Consider the following 15,641-nt stretch of genomic DNA (forward strand, 5'->3'; position numbering starts at 1 on the left):
TTCTACGCCCGTTGTTAAGCAGAACGCAGTGACAATCAGGGATCGGGCGTCAATTGTGGAATGTTCTGCCTTAAACCCGCGGCATCGACCCATTTCTGAAAGAAGCTCAGGCTTTCGGTCGCCATCAGTTCCGCATTATAGAACTGACGAACACGTTCATAACCCTGCCGGGCCAGTTGGAGACGGTATTCCTGATCCTGGTACAGTCGTTCCCAGGCATCCGCGAGCGCCTGCGGATCTCCGGGGGGAACCAGCAGTCCGCCGGCGGTCTGTTCGATCAGTTCCGGGAACGCGCCATGGGCGGGCTGCACGACGGGCACGCCGTTCGCTAATGCTTCCAGAACAAACAGTCCCTTGGGTTCATGATAGTCGGTCGGCACAGAGAGTACTGACAGACTCTTATAGAAGGCGATTTTTTCTTCGCGCGTCGCGGGACTGCCCCAGTATTTGTATGACTCATTGAGGGCGTTTAGATTTTTAGTGGTCTCTTGAAAGTACTCTTCGCTCTCCTTACCCAGGAAACCGCCAACACACAGGCGGCTGTCAGGATGGGCTTTGTGAAAAATCTCAAATGCCTGGACGACATTATGGAGCCCCTTTTCTTTACAGATCCGGGCGAAAAAGCCGATGGTAAAGGGCTCACCGCTGCGATCGTCGGGGGTGCCATCGTGGCCTTCGAGATTGATTCCCAGCAGCACTTTATGAAAGTGTTCGACAGGCATATCCAAATAGCCGGACATGAATTCGCGATAGTAGTCGCTGTGAACCAGCACGCCATCGACCTGCTGCACGTTGTTGCGAATCAGTTCCAGCGAACGGCTGCGATAAGGCTCGCCCAGTTCTTCCAGGAAGACGTCATCCCCCTGCAGAATACAGAACAGGGGACCTTGATAATGTTCTTTGATTTTTTTGATGGTACCGGAGAGTAATGCATTACTCAGGCAGATCACGTCGGGTTTGAGCTGGGATCCCAGGAACTGCGCCAGTTCTTCAATCTCCCTGCCTTCGGCTCCCTGATCTCCTTCCAGCAGCGTGACGGTCAGCGCTCCCAGTTCGTGAGCATCATTACTGACACCAAACTTTGTGGCCAGATTGATAATCCAGGGCGCATTGAGCCAGTGCTTCATGAAACCGGGCAGTTTACGCCAGAGCTTCGAGCGATAATTCAGATAGACATTGATCCCCCCCAGGAAAACGGGAGAGCCTGTCATATTTTCTTCGTCCACACGAATCGGGGTATATGTGGGGACCAGCGTAGCTTCCGCGCCCTGCAGCATCATGGCCCGGGTCCAGGTGTTGTCGTGCATACAGGCACCACAGAACATCCCGGCGCCTCCCGAGGTGATGATGGCCACATGTAATTTTTGGGATGATGGTTCTGACATAAACTCTCTGCCTGGCGGTGAGCGTAAGATCGCTTCAGGTTTGATCCAGATGGAGTGGTGCAATCTGTTGCACAAATCGTTTTAACAGAGCGGCGGCTTCAGGTGTATCATGAATGGAATGTCGAAAGTCATCCAGCGACAGGCCCGCGATTTTTTCGACATACTTGGGATACGTCTGCAATCGCCCGAGAAACGACTTACGATTGAGTTCCGGATGAAACTGCGTGCAGTAAATGGGACGATCCAGAAATCGGTAAGCCTGGTTCTGCACCCGTTCTGTCGAGGCCAGCAGTTCGGTCCCCGGAGGCAGTTCAATCACTGTATCTTCGTGTCCCATCAGACCTTGAAGAACAGGTCCTGAAGGACCAAACACCGGATCGGCTGTACCGGCGGCCGTCAGCCTGACATGATGCACGCCAAGTTCTGCTTTTTCAATATCGTGAACCACACGCCCTCCCAGCGCCCGGGCAACTGCCTGGAATCCCCAGCAGGATGCAAATGTCGGCTTGCGGGAATCGTGAACCAGTCGCAGACTGTCCAGAGCCACTTCCAGCCAGTCCCCTTCACCGGCAGCAGAGTAGTCTCCACTACCTCCAATCAGTACGACATCAGTCTCTATCAGATCATGTTCCTGCAGCGGTCCCCCCAGCAGATCGAATACCTCAATCTGGCTGATGTCTGATTCCAGAATCTCCGCAAAACAGGCAACTTCCTGCTTTAACATCGGATCGTCGGCGTTACGCACCTGCAGCAATAAATAACGTAGTGGTTCTAACATCAAAGTCCGATCAATTATGATTCGATGAACCCGAAACCCCTGGTGCTCATAACGCCAGTAACAGCAGAGATCCAAATTCATGTTCGTATTGTAGTGCGATTCTCGCGAGATCAGGCCTGAAATTCAAAACTTCCCGGGTATGCATCGAGTTCCACAAACCAGATCCGGCATCATTTCCAGTTGGTTTATATTACATTTTCCCAGGAGAAATTCCTATCAAGGCAGTCAGTTTTCACCGAGGGTGACAGTCTGTCGGTGACATACCGATGCGGTTGTGCAGACAACCGGACAATAATCAGAAAATTTCCCAAAGATTTCATTTAGTATTTATATTTGACTTGACAATTTTGATCCATCAAAAGATAGTAGACCCATCAACAAAATTTGTTTTTATCTCATGCGTTATCTCCTGAGAGGATTATCTGTTTCCTTTTTTTAACCTCTTCAATGCATGATTATTCACGCCAGTCAACTCGTCTTGACTGGCGTTTTTTTGTATCTGCTGTGTTTCTTTCGGGTATAATGACAGGTAACGGGTCTGGACCAATGCCTCTCACTCGAAGGAACAAGTCATGCAAAAGTTACCCTTACTCAAATCGCTGATGTTCCTGGGCCTGATCTCATGCACGTTGCCCGCTTCAGCAGAGCCGGACGCAGATGCAAAGCCACAGGAATTGAAATCGATTTCCCTGGGTCAGATCACCCCACTGTATCGCAGCAAGCTGGTCTACCTCGCAGGCCAGCCAACCAAAGAAGATTTTCGGCTGATTCAGAAGGATGGCGTCAAAACGGTCGTCAATTTGCGTACCGAAAAAGAACTGGACTGGGATGAAGGGGGGTTTGTCCGGATGCTGGAACTGGATTATGTGGCGATCCCGTTTCTGACTCCCGACACCTTAACCCCGGCGGTCTTTGATCAGTGTCGCAGCGTCCTGAACGATCAGGCCCGACACCCGCTGATTCTGCATTCTGCTTCCGCCAACAGAGTAGGAGCCATCTGGCTCGTGCATCGCGTGCTGGACGACGACCTCGACTATGATGCGGCGTTAAAAGAAGCCCAACAGGTGGGCCTGAAAACACCCGGTTATATCGAAAAAGCAAAAGCGTATATCACCGAACAGAAGAAGTAGCCATTCTGTTGTCAGGTACGCGATACTGCTTTTTTGAGGATGTCGACTCCTTCGTCAACCGTGCGAAAATGGAATTCCTCTTCTCGCGCATCTTCGATGGGAGCGTAAAGAGTATAGACCAGACCAGTTGCTTCAATGTTCGCATAGACTTCAGCCAGTCGAGTCTGTTTATGAAATACATTGACCTTCAGGTATCCCGGTTCGATCAGATCCAGTTCAACCGAGAAGTCTGAACTGAGATCAAGCACTGCTTGAGAAATTTTCCGTAAAGCCTGTAATTCCAATGTGGCCTGGAGTTCAATGTCGTGGTGCCAACTCGGAGGAATCTGCCAGGTATCGGGGTTAGTATTTTTCATCGGAGGTTCTTCATTCAGGTTCGATCTGGTTGAAACAGCAGGACTTCGCAAACAGTGCGAGGCGAAACAGTGCTTGCCCTCTGAGTTGGCAGCGACTCGACCACGGGTAATCCGGATGCGTCCCTGCTGCAATGCGTTGATTCCAGCCAAAGCCGGGTTAACAATTCGAGCCACTGGTGGGGAAACTGCTCGGACAAACGTTTACAGAGATGATCAATTTGAGACTGCGATTGAAAATCAGAATGCAACTCATGGCTCTGCCTGATCCGCTTCTTCAATGCCAAGTCAAGATAGAACGAGACGAAATGGATCGTGATCAGAATCCAGGCGGGCCAGTCTGCTGAATCACTATATGTTCGTTCTAACTGCTGCAGACAGGAAGTTAATTCCGCTCTCCATTCTTTCAATCCATCGGGATTATTTGAAACATGCAGTGGACAGCCATCACCCAAAGCCAGATCAAACAGTCTTTTCTGCTCCCCCGTGAAAGCTTCGAACTCGATAAAACAACGGTGCTCAAGAAGCGTGTTCCAGAACAGAATTTCCGTCGTGCGACTGATCTCCCCCAGTTCCTGCTGAGTTTGCAGTGAGCGACAATTTCCCGCAGCGATCCAGACCTCATAACGGAGTGGAAGATAGCAGGAAGCAAAATGTAGTGATAAAAACAGACGCTTCGGCCAGGTATTGCTCACGAAAAGACAACTCTCAGCAGCAGTCAGAAGTTGAAAGTAGCGTTCCGACCATCCAGCAGGAAGTTGCCCCTTTTCCATCAGTGAAGTGACGGGCTCGCGTGTTCCCCAAACCAGTGTTTCCAGAGAATCATTGAGCTGAACCAGCTTTTTTAAAACCATCCACACTCCGATTTCTGTTTGTGTTGTGACTACTGAATTTCAATGTGGCCTGACCTAAAACGGAATGAAGGCTCCTGGAAGTCCAGATCATAGATTCGATACCAGACATTCTCCCATTGCTGTGAGCGAACATTTTCCAGAATCAAATGTGAAAACTGCAACAGACGCAATCCCATTTCAGGAAGCTTGCATTCAGTTACCTTTTTCAGTCGGATTACAGCCGAACGTTCAGGCTGTGACGTACAGGAGACAGTCAATTTTACTGTGGGAGAACGACGGTCGTGCCAGTCGATCGCAATGTCAGAGACATCTGAAAAATCATACCAGGGGAAATTTTCAATCAATTCGTCATTGATCAGAAATGTTGTTCCCGGTTTCAGTTGAAAACTCATCAGAATCCCCCTCCCGCTTCCCATTTACGTAATGTTCGTGCTCCTGGCTTGCGCTGGTGAAGCGTCCAATAAACCGGGGGCTGCGCTGATACTCTTTCCGGGGTAGGAAATACTGCTGATCGATGGCCCAGTCGTAAACGCCGGTATCTAAGGGGTAACGGGTTAAAATTCCCGTCAATTGATGCCGGGTTATCCAGATTTCTGCTTTCGCTCTGGATGAAAACAGACCACCGCTAAATTGTGCGGCTTCACCATGAAATACCCAGATCGAGTCAGGATTATGAATTGGCGGCATAAGTAAAATCTTTAAACTGGCCCCTGCATACTTTCTCCATTCGACTTTCCAAATTCTTCGATGACTGCAATATAGAATTGACATGCATCGAATGAAAATGTTCGCGATGAGCCAGAGTTGATGTTATCAATTTTCACAAAAAATAACAGCAATCAATTTCAACCGACTGCAACTGGTCAGGCCTTGAGCGGAGCGGTGGGCAATCTCTTCTGCGTCTTCCGCTCAGCTTTTTTCCAGAGATAAACATCCAGGGGAGGCAGGTTCCATAATACCAGTTCTCGACTCTGGGGGGTACCGAAACAGTCTGCGGCGAGTTCACAGACATTGTTGCGAAACTGATACGTGACGAATGCGCCACCCGGGGCCAGTACCTGATAAATGGTCTGAATCAGCTGACGACCTTCTTCGGGAGTCATCACCGAAAAGGGAACGCCGGAGACAATCACCTCGGGGGCGGGAAACTTCTTCTGCTGCAAAATTGATTTGAGCGCCAGGGCAGAGTTTTCCACAACCGTCACACGGGGATCTGCAAACTCCTGCAGGCGCGCCACAAACTCTGAAACCACTTCCACGCAAAGAAGTTGAGAGTCTGCCGGCATTGCCTCCAGCAGGGCTCTTGTGGTTTCCCCTGTCCCCGGGCCAAGTTCCACCACGCAGCGGGCCGTCTGCAGGCAGGCCAGGGAACTCAGTTTTCGCTGCAGGTAAACTGAACTTGGAACGAATGAAGCAACCTGCAACGGGTTCTCAAAGAACCCCCGGAGAAAACAGGGAATCACCGACGGTCGCGATGCCGACTCCTGTGATGAAAGTTGAGTACTGCTCATCTCTTGAATCCTGGTTAGTTGGAATGAAAAAGTTTAGATTGCATCAGAGTTCAAATTTAATTGAACCAGTACTCATCTTCCAGTCCTGAAAATTGATTTTTGGTTTGACCCTTTTAAGGGCTGCTATTGCTTATCACGCAGAGCATCGATCAGTTCAGCCTTCTTCATTTTGCTGCGACCTTGAATGTTGTTCTCTGCTGCCAGATTCTGCAGCTCGTCGACCGTCCGGTCTTCCAGCCTCGAATTGGGGTTTCCCGTACCCTGCGTCGTTTGATTGGGTGTCTTACCGGCCTGCCGTCTCTGTTTATTGACGGTCCGGGCAGCAATCTCTTCGGCTTTGTCTTCCGAACGGCCTCGGTCAAGCGCACTCTCTTTAATGTGCTGATACTGTCTCTCATCTTTCTCATTCCATGCTGTAGGCATAACCCTTACTCCTGTTCAGGCGGGTTGCAATGTTTGAAGCTGTACTATTGAAGCACCAAGATAATTTCGCACATTTTGTGCCAAAACAACGGTTCATTAAATAAGAAAGCAGGGGATTCCCCCTGGCATTGCAAAACAGGGGTCGAACCGGACGAGCATCTCCGATGCAGAAGCAATTAACGGATTTGGCAGGGAATGTCGTCACTGCTTGGTCGTAAACCACTCTGGTGGACGAGGAACCAGTTATTCCTGCTTTTGATTTCTGAGAAAGAGCCACTCACCGAGAAATATCAGTAGCAGCCCCGGGAGAGCAATCATAATTACCAGGGGGTCAGACTGAACTTTTACGATGATAAAAGCAATCAGCACGATGACATCCAGCAGCATGGCAGTAATCAGGATTGTTGCACTGGCACTGACTTCCTTGCGGAGATATCGAAAGACGCCCCAGTGTATGGCAATATCCATAATGATATAAAAAATGGCTCCCAGCGAAGCAATGCGGCTCAAGTCAAAGAGGATGGTAAAAATAATCGCCAGTACGACTGTATAAACCAGCGTATGCTTCTGAATGTCTCCCGGCATCCCGAAATGAGAATGGGGCACCAGCTTCATATCCGTAAGCATGGCAAGCATGCGTGAAACCGCAAATACGCTGGCGATCACTCCCGATACGGTCGCCACAATTGCAAACACGACAGTAAACCAGAGTCCATACTCTCCAAAGGCTGGCTGGGCAGCACGTGCCAGCGAATAATCTCTGGCTTTGACAATCTCATCGATCGAAAGTGTTCCCCTGATTGCGAGAGTCACCAGCATATATAAGCCGAGGCAGAGGCAAATCGAAATCGTAATTGCCCGACCTACATTTTTGTGAGGATCTTTAATCTCACTACCACTGTTTGTGATCGTGGTGAATCCTTTGAAGGCCAGGATGGCAAGCGCAACGCCACCCAGAAAGCCTCCAGGCCCCGATTGAGCAGATGCAGACGAACTGTTTTCGAAGGAGAACCCGGCTGCCCAAATTCCGCCGACAGCGAAAATAGCAATGCCGGCAATTTTGATAAATGCAGTAATATAAGAAATGGATTCAATGTACTGATTGCTGAGGATATTAATCAGGAATGCAAAGCCCAGTAAACCAACCCCCAGTACCACGATCAGCCACTCGCTGTTTTCAACCTGAAACAACTGCAGGGTGTAAGTTCCAAAAGTGCGGGCGACCAGGCTCTCATTGATGATCATGGAGAAATACATCAACAGGGCGCAGGCCCCTGTCATGGTGGACTTACCATAAGCCTGTTTGAGAAACATGGCGATGCCACCTGCCGAGGGATAAGCGTTTGCCAGCTTCACATAAGAATACGCACTGAAGCCTGCGATGATTCCCGCCGCCAGGAAGGCAAGTGGAAACCAGGACTGTGCCAGTTCAGCCACCTGTCCTGTGAGAGCAAAGATACCGGCGCCAATCATGACGCCAATTCCCATCGCGACAGCGCCGGTTAATGTGAGACTGTTTTTCTGGTAATCGGGTGAAGACTCGCTCGCATGTTCCATTCTACCATGTGTTCTTTACTGACAATTTCAATTCGATTTTTTTGTGACAGGTAACTCCGCTGCCTGCCAGGCAGACATGCCTCCGATGATATTGGTGACATCTTCCACACCTTTCCTTTTCAGAAAGGAGGAAGCGATCGAGGCGCGGTATCCCGAACCACAGATGACAGCCACTGGTTTATCCGACTCCAGTTCACCAACCCTCTCCTGCAAAGTACCTCCATGAATATGTAAGGCTCCCTCGATATGTCCTTGATTCCATTCCTGATCGGTACGAACATCCAGCACGGTCAACTGGTCCTGTTGCGAAAGCTTTTCCTGCAATTGATGGACGGACATTGTTTTCAGTTTTCCCAAGGGATAGCCGGCGGTTTCCCAGGAATTAATGCCGCCTTCCAGATATCCCTGCAGATCATCAAAGCCGACCCGCAACAGGTGCCATACGACATCTTTGACCTGCACCTCGTCATCCACGATGAGCAGGACGGGGCGATCATAGGGTAAGACCCAGCCTGCCCAAACCGGAAGATTGGAGCCGAACGGGATATTGATCGATTCGGGAATATGAGCCGCGGCAAAAGCTTCTTTGGAACGCACATCCAGAATCAGACAGTCTTCACAGACGCGCTGATGAATCTGATCTGCCTGCCAGCGCTCGAGCCCCGGCAATTTCGGGCCGATGATGGCCGGCCCTTCTTTATTCACTTGTTTCATCCGTTTAAAATAGGGAGGCGAAAGCGGCATGTCTTCCAGCAACTGGTCGATCCATTCTTCCACAGGAGCTTGTTTGAAAGCCTCGCTAAAATGCCGCTCGTATCCCAGCGTGGATGATCGGCGGGAACCGATGGCTTTTCCACACAGGGAACCAGCGCCATGAGCGGGATAGATTTCCGTATAATCGGGGACTCCCTCCAGTTGATTGAAGACACTGTCATAAAGCTGACGGGCGAGTTTCTGTTTTTCCTCTTCCCCCAACAGGTCGGGACGCCCGACATCGCCTACAAACAGAAAATCGCCGGTGAACATGCACCAGGGTGACGTTTCACTGCGTGATTGATCAAACAGCAACACTGCCAGATGCTCGGGCGTATGTCCGGGAACATGCCGGAACTCCAGCTTCAAGTCCCCCATTTGAATCGAATCAGATTCTTTTACCTGCCGATCCGCGAAAGACTGATTCCAGTCTGCACCACCATAAGACGAACAATAGATCAGAGGCTGGTCATCCAGACGCGTTTTTAACTCGCGCGAACCGCAGACAAAATCAGCGTGAATATGCGTCTCGATGATATGCCTGATATGCAAATCGTGTTCTCGGGCATAATCAATGAAGTCGTCGACATCACGCGTGGGATCAATTACCACGGCTTCACCTGTTTTTTCATCTCCAATCAGATAGGAAACGATAGCGAGCCCTGGAACAAATCGTTCGTAAAACTTCATGACAGATAAACCTTCTATTGCTTCAGTCAAAATTCAATTGGAGTGAGTATCGACGTATTTTTTCACGAACTCAATCAACTCGGGCTTCTCGCATTCGAACCCCATCTCTTCGGCCTTCTGCAGAGTCTGTTCGCCACTCATTCCCTGTTTGACCGCCAGATCCATCATCACCATGGCACCCGCTCGTTTACCACTTTTACAATGGGCAAAAATGGGCTTAGGGAGAGCCTCATACTGTTCCCGAAACTGATCGACGAGTGATTCATCCAGTGAATTCATCGAGACGGGAATATGCAGATACTCCATATCTGCTCCCTTCACGATTTGCTCCTCGGCCTGGGGGTTAATCGGCTGGTCTTTTTCGTGAGGTGCACGGAAATTAACGATGGTCTTAAAGCCATTCTTTCCGAATTCGTAGATCTCCTTATGATTGGGCTGTGGACCGACGGTTACTTCTTCATTAATTTTCATTGTGCCTTCCATCTTTGATTCTCCCTGTTAATGATCAAATAGTTCGTACCATTACAGGTCGCATAGAATTGCAAAACGCATGCCAGCGATTCATTCAGTGACAAACCATTTCATTTACAGGGAAATTGAAACGAGGAGAACGAAACAGTGAGAGTGATTGATATTCAGATTGACTGATGAACTACCAGAATGGTCGTCGGACTACCGCCTGAGCTGGTTTTTTGAAACACATTGCGTGATATTTGTGGTTTCAATACGCCTAACCTGATGTGTGGTCATTCTCGCTTGGCTATCTGCAGAGTATAGTATGACTTACGGTACTGACCTTTGGTCTTTTTCAGGGAGTTCGCTCATGCGTTATAAGTTGCTACTCATCGTCTTTTTTGGAACATTCCCGCTATCCACGCAACTGGCGAGCGCAGCACCACTGGCGGAGGAGTACCTGAGAACAGGCCAGTTGAGCGAGGGTGCGACTGCGCTTCAGGCACATTTAAAAAAGTCTGCCGCGGATGACGAGGCCCGGTTCGGACTGGGAGTGATTCAGTTCTTCCAGTCTTTCGAACATCTGGGAACGAATTTCTACAACTATGGTCTGTTGACCCGGAGTGGTTTCGGGAATTTACCTGGTCGCGTCAGTGACTTCCTGCCAGCGAATCCAAGCCCCAAAACGCTTTCCTATACTGATTTTCGTCAGATTCTGCAAACTTGGGTCAATGATTTGAACGCAGCAGAGAAAACCCTGTCAGCCATCAAAGATCCAGATGTCAAATTACCTCTGCCTGTGATGAGCATCAAAGTCAATCTGTTCGGTAATGGAACACTGGTTGATGGAAGCTACCTGATGGGCACTGTCAGGACTCCCGAAGAACAGAAGCTTGACAGTAAATTCGTCATTCAATTCGACCGCGGCGATGCAGACTGGCTGGCCGGTTATTGCAATTTCCTGTGTGCCTGGGGAGAAGTGCTGCTGGCAATTGACGGTCAGGAAATGTTCAACTGCACGGCTCATCTGTTTTTTGAAAAAGTGGAGACCCCCTATCCGTTTCTGGTGGAAGGCAATCGCAATTTTAACAGCATCCTGGGAGGCCCACGAGGTTTCAACCGGCCGCTCATCTCCGACATTCTCGCATTTATTCATCTCTGGCGATTTGAACTCAAAGAACCGGAACGGATGAAAACAGCGCTGGCGCATCTGGAAGACATGCAGCGACATGCGAAATCGATGTGGAAATATTATCTGGCGGAGACCGACAACGAGAATGAATGGATTCCCAACCCAAACCAGACCGGCGTCCTCGAAATCAAAGTCACGCAGGAGATGGTGGATACCTGGCTGGTGGTTGTGGATGAAGCGGGAGAAGTGCTGCAGGGGAAGAAGCTGATTCCGTTCTGGCGCGGCAAACCGGGAACACAGGGCGTGAACCTGCGACGTGTATTTACCGAGCCGCGCAAAATTGACCCGTTTCTCTGGGTCCAGGGAACTGCGGCGGCCCCCTACCTGGAAAAAGGAACGATTACGGATTTCGCGAGCCCGGAAATGTGGGGACGCATTAACCGGACCTTTGGCAGAAACAACTTCTTCACGCTGGCGTTCTGGTTCAATTAAACGTTGCGATCTGAAGTTGCCGTTTCCAGACATTCGTCAAACAGCTGAGTGAGTTCCCCGCTGTCGAAACCAGATCCGATGGCGACGACCCGGGTGCGCGGCGGTCGCGGGCCCCAGTCGTCGAGCGCCGTCAGTTCCGTACGCCGACCGACGGCCTGCAGCGCATGTCGCTTCTCCGGGGCATCGCTGCAGAAGACAATGCCTTTACAGCGATAGATGGATGCAGGCAGTTTGCGGCGGACCATCTCCTGCAGGTTTTCGATTGAGAAAGGGCGATCGGTTTCATAGCTCCAGGTCTCAAACAGCTGACTGGCGGCGGCGTGTTTCTGCGGAGAGGTTTCACCCATCGATTTCTGCTTTTGTGACTCCAGATGCGCGGGATCAAACCTCCCGACTGCCAGCAGCACTGCCAGCGGAACTTCGCAGCGTTCTGCATTGACGATGCGGATCCGCTGCAGATGCTGGCCAATCCATTCGTCGATCACTTCCAGATGCGTGGGGCCCACCAGATCGACTTTATTCAGAATCACCATATCCGCAAAGCCGATCTGCCGCAGCTTGAGCGCAGTCAGTTCTTCATTGTCAGCGTGTGTGAAGATCGCTTCCGCATCGACGACACAGGTAATGCTGTCCAGCCGCAGCAGTTTTTCATACCGTGCATTCAGAAATGTCATTACCACGCCTTCCGGGTCAGCAACGCCGCTGGCTTCCAGAATCACGTAGTCGATCACATCCTCACGCGTCAGCAGTTGTTCCAGCGAATTGACCAGGTCATCGCGAATTTCACAACAGATACAGCCATTCGTGAGGTTGATCGTATTTTCTTCAACCCCTTCGACCAGTTCCGCGTCGATGTTGATCGCACCGAAGTCATTTACCAGCACACCGACCCGCAGACCATGATCGCCGTTGAGAATGCGGTTGAGGAGTGTTGTTTTCCCCGCGCCGAGAAATCCGGTCAGCAGTGTGACCGGTACGGGATCACGGCCTTCAATTTCAATCGCATCGAGCCGCGGTGCCGGCGCAAGGATCGGGCGTTCGTCTTCTGTCATGTCGCTACTCTCTGATAAAGACAGGCACGCCAGTGTAAATCAATGACGTGCCTGTAATACGATAATACGTTTTCGATGCGTTACTTGTCCTCGTCGACTTTGATGCCCCGCGATTCGAGCATCTCGCGCGGATTGAGTTTGATACCCGGCCATTTCTGAACCGGTTTACGATAGGCATCGGGCGGATAATAAAGTTTGGGATCGATTTCCAGATCGCGCAGAAACTGTTCCTGCTGCTTTTCGCGTGGCAGTCGGGGCGTAGGCAGTGTGATTTCTGCCGGTAGTTTTTCTCCGGGCTTGAGCAGCCAGCGCGGGTCCATTGAGGCTGGAGCAGCGCCATCAGGCAGCAACGCTTCGCGGGACCAGATCGCATCTTTGGTCACATTGATGACCTGCACATCGGGTCCGCCGAACATGAAGAGTCCATCCCAGTTGGAACGGACTTCCGCCGTCGATTCCGCTTCAAGTGCGGGACCCGCATATTCGTAATGACAGATGGCCGCCATACGGGGCTGCGTCTGTTTAAACAGATAGCCGGCGGCGTAATACATGGTATGGAAAATGTCGATCGTGTATTCCCAGAGTTCCGCAGGTGCGCCCAGCTTCATGGAGGACAGGCTGGGAACATCAATTGTCCCTTCGGAAACGAAGACATCGACCCCTTTGCCATATTTGGCCGACAGTTCATCCGGGCGGCCATCACCGGTCCAGACAAAGGAGAGCCCGGCGTCTTCCCAGTCGAGACGATAGGCGGACGCACCGTCTTTCACATGCGAGCGCGGCCAGTGACGTACTTTCACGCCATCTTTGTCGTAGCAGATACCGTTCTCTTCCTTCCAGTCGAACTCGGTGACTTCAATTTCCATGCCATCGCCGATGGGACAGGCGTTGAAGTTTTCTTCATGCCAGCGATTCATTTCACGCATATGTTTAATCATATGCTTCATGCCCAGTTCGGGGGTTCTGCCTGAAGGACCATAGACCCGCAGTGGTGTATATCCGCCGGAAAAGGCGCGGAAGGGATACATGTAAGGCAGATCGGCAAAGTGATCGGAGTGCAGGTGGCTGATGAAGATATCATTGATCAGCGGCGCAGGAACCTGCATGGCGATGGCATTCGAGATACTGCCGTTCCCCAGATCAAAAAAGAAGCGGCGGGGCTGCGATTCGCCATTCCCCAGTTCCACCAGAATCGAAGTCCCCGACTGCAGACGTGTGGGAGGCCAGGGAGTACTGCCGAGAAACGAGATTCGCATTTCATTTTTCGGCAGGATTTCCGTGCCCGGCATAAACACGTTGCGATTTTTGATCGCCGGCCAGGGCTTATAGTAATCGGGCAGACTGATTCCGCCGCCGGGACGCGCACCGTAGGGGTTTTTCATTTCACAGTCGCTGTCCGCCGCCGATGCCATTCCGGGAACAGAAGCTGCCAGCCCCGCTCCTACTGCGGCGGCACTCCCTTTAAGAAAATTACGTCTGCCCTGATCATTTCCTGTTGGCTTGTTCTGGTTTGTTTCGTCTTGTGTCAAGGCTCTCTCCTCAGTCGGTTAGTTTGATCTCTGTTTGTGATTACGTATTGAACATCCCGAAATAACAGGTTTTTCCTGATAAACGAAACAGGAATCAGCAAAGACAGGTGTAAATGGCTGCGAAATGCATGCGGCGGGGGAAGTTCGATTAATGTGAAAGAACAAGTAATGATTGTATCGACTCCCTGAACGCCACGCCAAGAGTTTCTTTCGGGTTTTCAGGGGACTCCTGCTAAATCAGAGCTGTGAGCTGTGAAGTGGAACTGTCAGATGTTTTTTTAATAAAATGATTTATCACGGCAGAATTTCATTGTTAACATATCACTATCTGAAAACGTTCATGAATTTTTCATCCCCCTGTTCTAGAGAATTAATGATGCGTGCTCAACCGATGATTGTTGTGAATAATGTGGAAGCCAGCAGTGCCTGGTATCAGCGATTACTGAATGTCAAGAGCGGGCATGGCGGCAGCGAATATGAACAGTTGATGAATCATGAGGATACGCTGATTCTGCAGCTGCACATGTGGGAAACGGACGAGCATCCGTTTCTGGGTGATCCCGCTGCGCTGAAGGGTAACGGTGCATTGCTCTGGTTTGAGATCGATGATTTTGAAGACGCCGTCCGGCGAGCCGAAGATCTGGGAGTGGAAATTCTCGACGGACCGCTGGTCAATCCCAACGCCCAACATCGGGAGATCTGGATTCGCGATCCGGATGGTTATACGATTGTGCTGGCGACAAAATATGGGGACCTGTGAACTCACACTAATCATTTTCAGGTTTCCCTTTCTGATTCAACAGGATTGCATACAGTATGACATTCACATCGATTCAAGTCCCCGGTACAGAAGCGGTCGAACGGTTAAATGAGTTGAGAGAGCAGTTTGCGAAAACAGGAAAATACCCGTTTCTGATCGGGCCACACGAAGAACTGACGCGGATTACGGAATCTGCTGAATTTAACCAGCAGTCACCCGAGGAAATCATACTCGCCTCCCAGAAGATCGATCTGGATGAGTGGGTGGCGAAACGTCGGGCGGAGCTGGAAGAGTATGGATTTTCTCCCGATGATGTCCAGGGGGAATGGCCTGGAGCCATTACGGAGAAAGGTTCCCTCAGCCTGCATAAAGATATTCTGACCGGAAGAGTTCACCCCAAAGTCTTTATCGGACAGGTACAAGTCGAAACGTCCTGGCAAATTCCAGCCGTTTTAAAATATGGCGGCTGGAATGATTGCCCTGAAGCGGAGGTTCAATGTGCCTTCCATCGCAAGTGGCAAACTGAGTTTGAAACGGAAATCTGCAGTGTCGCGGGGGATGTTATCGAATGCACGGTCAATCGCCCTCCTCAAGATCAGGAAACCGCCCTGCGACTGGCCTGGGAACAGTACTGGTATTGTGCAGATATTGTGGATCAGGGATGCGAAACGATCAGTAATCTGGCTGCGACGCTTCTGAAATCTCCCTACTGGTTCTTCTGGTGGGATTAAGAGAAATCCCTGCGAAAGCCCTACCAGAACAGCGGGTGAGAACTATAATCTCGGAAGT

The 15,641-nt window shown here is 50.6% G+C and carries 17 protein-coding genes; 4 read left to right on the forward strand and 13 right to left on the reverse strand.

Annotated features, from left to right (window positions below; all coding sequences use genetic code 11):
- Positions 1-35 precede the first annotated feature (35 nt).
- Together GmarT_RS23910 and GmarT_RS23915 are read right to left on the reverse strand one after the other, a co-directional pair.
- Positions 36-1,385 (reverse strand): glycosyltransferase family 4 protein, encoded by a 1,350-nt coding sequence (locus GmarT_RS23910; RefSeq protein ID WP_002649302.1) that lies wholly within the window; start codon positions 1,383-1,385, stop codon positions 36-38.
- A gap of 34 nt (positions 1,386-1,419) precedes the next feature.
- Positions 1,420-2,163 carry a type 1 glutamine amidotransferase gene (locus GmarT_RS23915; protein WP_149303335.1) on the reverse strand — a complete coding sequence of 248 codons (744 nt, stop codon included), beginning with the start codon at positions 2,161-2,163 and terminating at the stop codon, positions 1,420-1,422.
- Positions 2,164-2,735: 572 nt separating this feature from the next.
- On the opposite strand from GmarT_RS23915, the gene GmarT_RS23920 reads away from it, so the two are divergent.
- Positions 2,736-3,293, forward strand: a complete 558-nt coding sequence (locus GmarT_RS23920) for a fused DSP-PTPase phosphatase/NAD kinase-like protein (RefSeq protein WP_002649300.1) — start codon at positions 2,736-2,738, stop codon at positions 3,291-3,293.
- Between the two features lie 11 nt (positions 3,294-3,304).
- Here the strand turns inward: GmarT_RS23920 and GmarT_RS23925 are convergent, their stop codons facing one another.
- From GmarT_RS23925 to GmarT_RS23965, 9 genes are all read right to left on the reverse strand, one after another.
- Complete coding sequence (locus GmarT_RS23925) at positions 3,305-3,649, reverse strand: hypothetical protein (protein ID WP_002649299.1); 345 nt, start codon at positions 3,647-3,649, stop codon at positions 3,305-3,307.
- A gap of 14 nt (positions 3,650-3,663) precedes the next feature.
- Positions 3,664-4,500, reverse strand: coding sequence for a hypothetical protein (locus tag GmarT_RS23930; RefSeq protein ID WP_002649298.1), 837 nt, complete (start codon positions 4,498-4,500; stop codon positions 3,664-3,666).
- Positions 4,501-4,529: 29 nt separating this feature from the next.
- The gene (locus GmarT_RS23935) at positions 4,530-4,892 is read right to left on the reverse strand and encodes a hypothetical protein (RefSeq protein WP_002649297.1); all 363 of its coding nucleotides are present in this window, start codon (positions 4,890-4,892) and stop codon (positions 4,530-4,532) included.
- Positions 4,849-5,187, reverse strand: coding sequence for a DUF7710 domain-containing protein (locus GmarT_RS23940; protein WP_002649296.1), 339 nt, complete (start codon positions 5,185-5,187; stop codon positions 4,849-4,851). The genes GmarT_RS23935 and GmarT_RS23940 overlap by 44 nt, the downstream gene beginning before the upstream one ends.
- 176 nt (positions 5,188-5,363) lie before the next feature.
- Positions 5,364-6,011 (reverse strand): class I SAM-dependent methyltransferase, encoded by a 648-nt coding sequence (locus GmarT_RS23945; RefSeq protein WP_002649295.1) that lies wholly within the window; start codon positions 6,009-6,011, stop codon positions 5,364-5,366.
- A 123-nt stretch (positions 6,012-6,134) separates the two neighbouring features.
- The gene (locus tag GmarT_RS23950; RefSeq protein ID WP_002649294.1) at positions 6,135-6,434 is read right to left on the reverse strand and encodes a Rho termination factor N-terminal domain-containing protein; all 300 of its coding nucleotides are present in this window, start codon (positions 6,432-6,434) and stop codon (positions 6,135-6,137) included.
- Positions 6,435-6,677: 243 nt separating this feature from the next.
- Positions 6,678-7,991, reverse strand: a complete 1,314-nt coding sequence (locus GmarT_RS23955; RefSeq protein WP_002649293.1) for an APC family permease — start codon at positions 7,989-7,991, stop codon at positions 6,678-6,680.
- Between the two features lie 27 nt (positions 7,992-8,018).
- Positions 8,019-9,434: an MBL fold metallo-hydrolase gene (locus GmarT_RS23960; protein WP_002649292.1), complete on the reverse strand. Its 1,416-nt coding sequence runs from the start codon at positions 9,432-9,434 to the stop codon at positions 8,019-8,021.
- Positions 9,435-9,467: 33 nt separating this feature from the next.
- Positions 9,468-9,917 (reverse strand): protein tyrosine phosphatase family protein, encoded by a 450-nt coding sequence (locus tag GmarT_RS23965; RefSeq protein WP_002649291.1) that lies wholly within the window; start codon positions 9,915-9,917, stop codon positions 9,468-9,470.
- Positions 9,918-10,257: 340 nt separating this feature from the next.
- On the opposite strand from GmarT_RS23965, the gene GmarT_RS23970 reads away from it, so the two are divergent.
- Positions 10,258-11,511, forward strand: a complete 1,254-nt coding sequence (locus GmarT_RS23970; RefSeq protein ID WP_002649290.1) for a hypothetical protein — start codon at positions 10,258-10,260, stop codon at positions 11,509-11,511.
- Here the strand turns inward: GmarT_RS23970 and GmarT_RS23975 are convergent.
- Together GmarT_RS23975 and gntH are read right to left on the reverse strand one after the other, a co-directional pair.
- Positions 11,508-12,563: a CobW family GTP-binding protein gene (locus tag GmarT_RS23975; protein WP_002649289.1), complete on the reverse strand. Its 1,056-nt coding sequence runs from the start codon at positions 12,561-12,563 to the stop codon at positions 11,508-11,510. The genes GmarT_RS23970 and GmarT_RS23975 overlap by 4 nt on opposite strands.
- A gap of 80 nt (positions 12,564-12,643) precedes the next feature.
- On the reverse strand, positions 12,644-14,092 hold the full coding sequence (gntH, locus tag GmarT_RS23980) for a guanitoxin biosynthesis MBL fold metallo-hydrolase GntH (protein ID WP_002649288.1): 1,449 nt from the start codon (positions 14,090-14,092) through the stop codon (positions 12,644-12,646).
- Positions 14,093-14,468: 376 nt separating this feature from the next.
- On the opposite strand from gntH, the gene GmarT_RS23985 reads away from it, so the two are divergent.
- Both GmarT_RS23985 and GmarT_RS23990 read left to right on the forward strand, forming a co-directional pair.
- On the forward strand, positions 14,469-14,852 hold the full coding sequence (locus tag GmarT_RS23985; protein ID WP_044240298.1) for a VOC family protein: 384 nt from the start codon (positions 14,469-14,471) through the stop codon (positions 14,850-14,852).
- A 56-nt stretch (positions 14,853-14,908) separates the two neighbouring features.
- On the forward strand, positions 14,909-15,583 hold the full coding sequence (locus GmarT_RS23990) for a DUF4253 domain-containing protein (RefSeq protein ID WP_002649286.1): 675 nt from the start codon (positions 14,909-14,911) through the stop codon (positions 15,581-15,583).
- Positions 15,584-15,641: the final 58 nt, after the last annotated feature.

The organism is Gimesia maris, from assembly GCF_008298035.1.
Lineage (GTDB): Bacteria > Planctomycetota > Planctomycetia > Planctomycetales > Planctomycetaceae > Gimesia > Gimesia maris.

Bases quoted from the DNA above. Each gene is read 5' to 3' on its own strand.
- GmarT_RS23910 (WP_002649302.1), bottom strand. From the start codon at position 1,385: ATGTCAGAACCATCATCCCAAAAATTACATGTGGCCATCATCACCTCG.
- GmarT_RS23915 (WP_149303335.1), bottom strand. From the start codon at position 2,163: ATGTTAGAACCACTACGTTATTTATTGCTGCAGGTGCGTAACGCCGAC.
- GmarT_RS23920 (WP_002649300.1), top strand. From the start codon at position 2,736: ATGCAAAAGTTACCCTTACTCAAATCGCTGATGTTCCTGGGCCTGATC.
- GmarT_RS23925 (WP_002649299.1), bottom strand. From the start codon at position 3,649: ATGAAAAATACTAACCCCGATACCTGGCAGATTCCTCCGAGTTGGCAC.
- GmarT_RS23930 (WP_002649298.1), bottom strand. From the start codon at position 4,500: ATGGTTTTAAAAAAGCTGGTTCAGCTCAATGATTCTCTGGAAACACTG.
- GmarT_RS23935 (WP_002649297.1), bottom strand. From the start codon at position 4,892: ATGAGTTTTCAACTGAAACCGGGAACAACATTTCTGATCAATGACGAA.
- GmarT_RS23940 (WP_002649296.1), bottom strand. From the start codon at position 5,187: ATGCCGCCAATTCATAATCCTGACTCGATCTGGGTATTTCATGGTGAA.
- GmarT_RS23945 (WP_002649295.1), bottom strand. From the start codon at position 6,011: ATGAGCAGTACTCAACTTTCATCACAGGAGTCGGCATCGCGACCGTCG.
- GmarT_RS23950 (WP_002649294.1), bottom strand. From the start codon at position 6,434: ATGCCTACAGCATGGAATGAGAAAGATGAGAGACAGTATCAGCACATT.
- GmarT_RS23955 (WP_002649293.1), bottom strand. From the start codon at position 7,991: ATGGAACATGCGAGCGAGTCTTCACCCGATTACCAGAAAAACAGTCTC.
- GmarT_RS23960 (WP_002649292.1), bottom strand. From the start codon at position 9,434: ATGAAGTTTTACGAACGATTTGTTCCAGGGCTCGCTATCGTTTCCTAT.
- GmarT_RS23965 (WP_002649291.1), bottom strand. From the start codon at position 9,917: ATGGAAGGCACAATGAAAATTAATGAAGAAGTAACCGTCGGTCCACAG.
- GmarT_RS23970 (WP_002649290.1), top strand. From the start codon at position 10,258: ATGCGTTATAAGTTGCTACTCATCGTCTTTTTTGGAACATTCCCGCTA.
- GmarT_RS23975 (WP_002649289.1), bottom strand. From the start codon at position 12,563: ATGACAGAAGACGAACGCCCGATCCTTGCGCCGGCACCGCGGCTCGAT.
- GmarT_RS23985 (WP_044240298.1), top strand. From the start codon at position 14,469: ATGCGTGCTCAACCGATGATTGTTGTGAATAATGTGGAAGCCAGCAGT.
- GmarT_RS23990 (WP_002649286.1), top strand. From the start codon at position 14,909: ATGACATTCACATCGATTCAAGTCCCCGGTACAGAAGCGGTCGAACGG.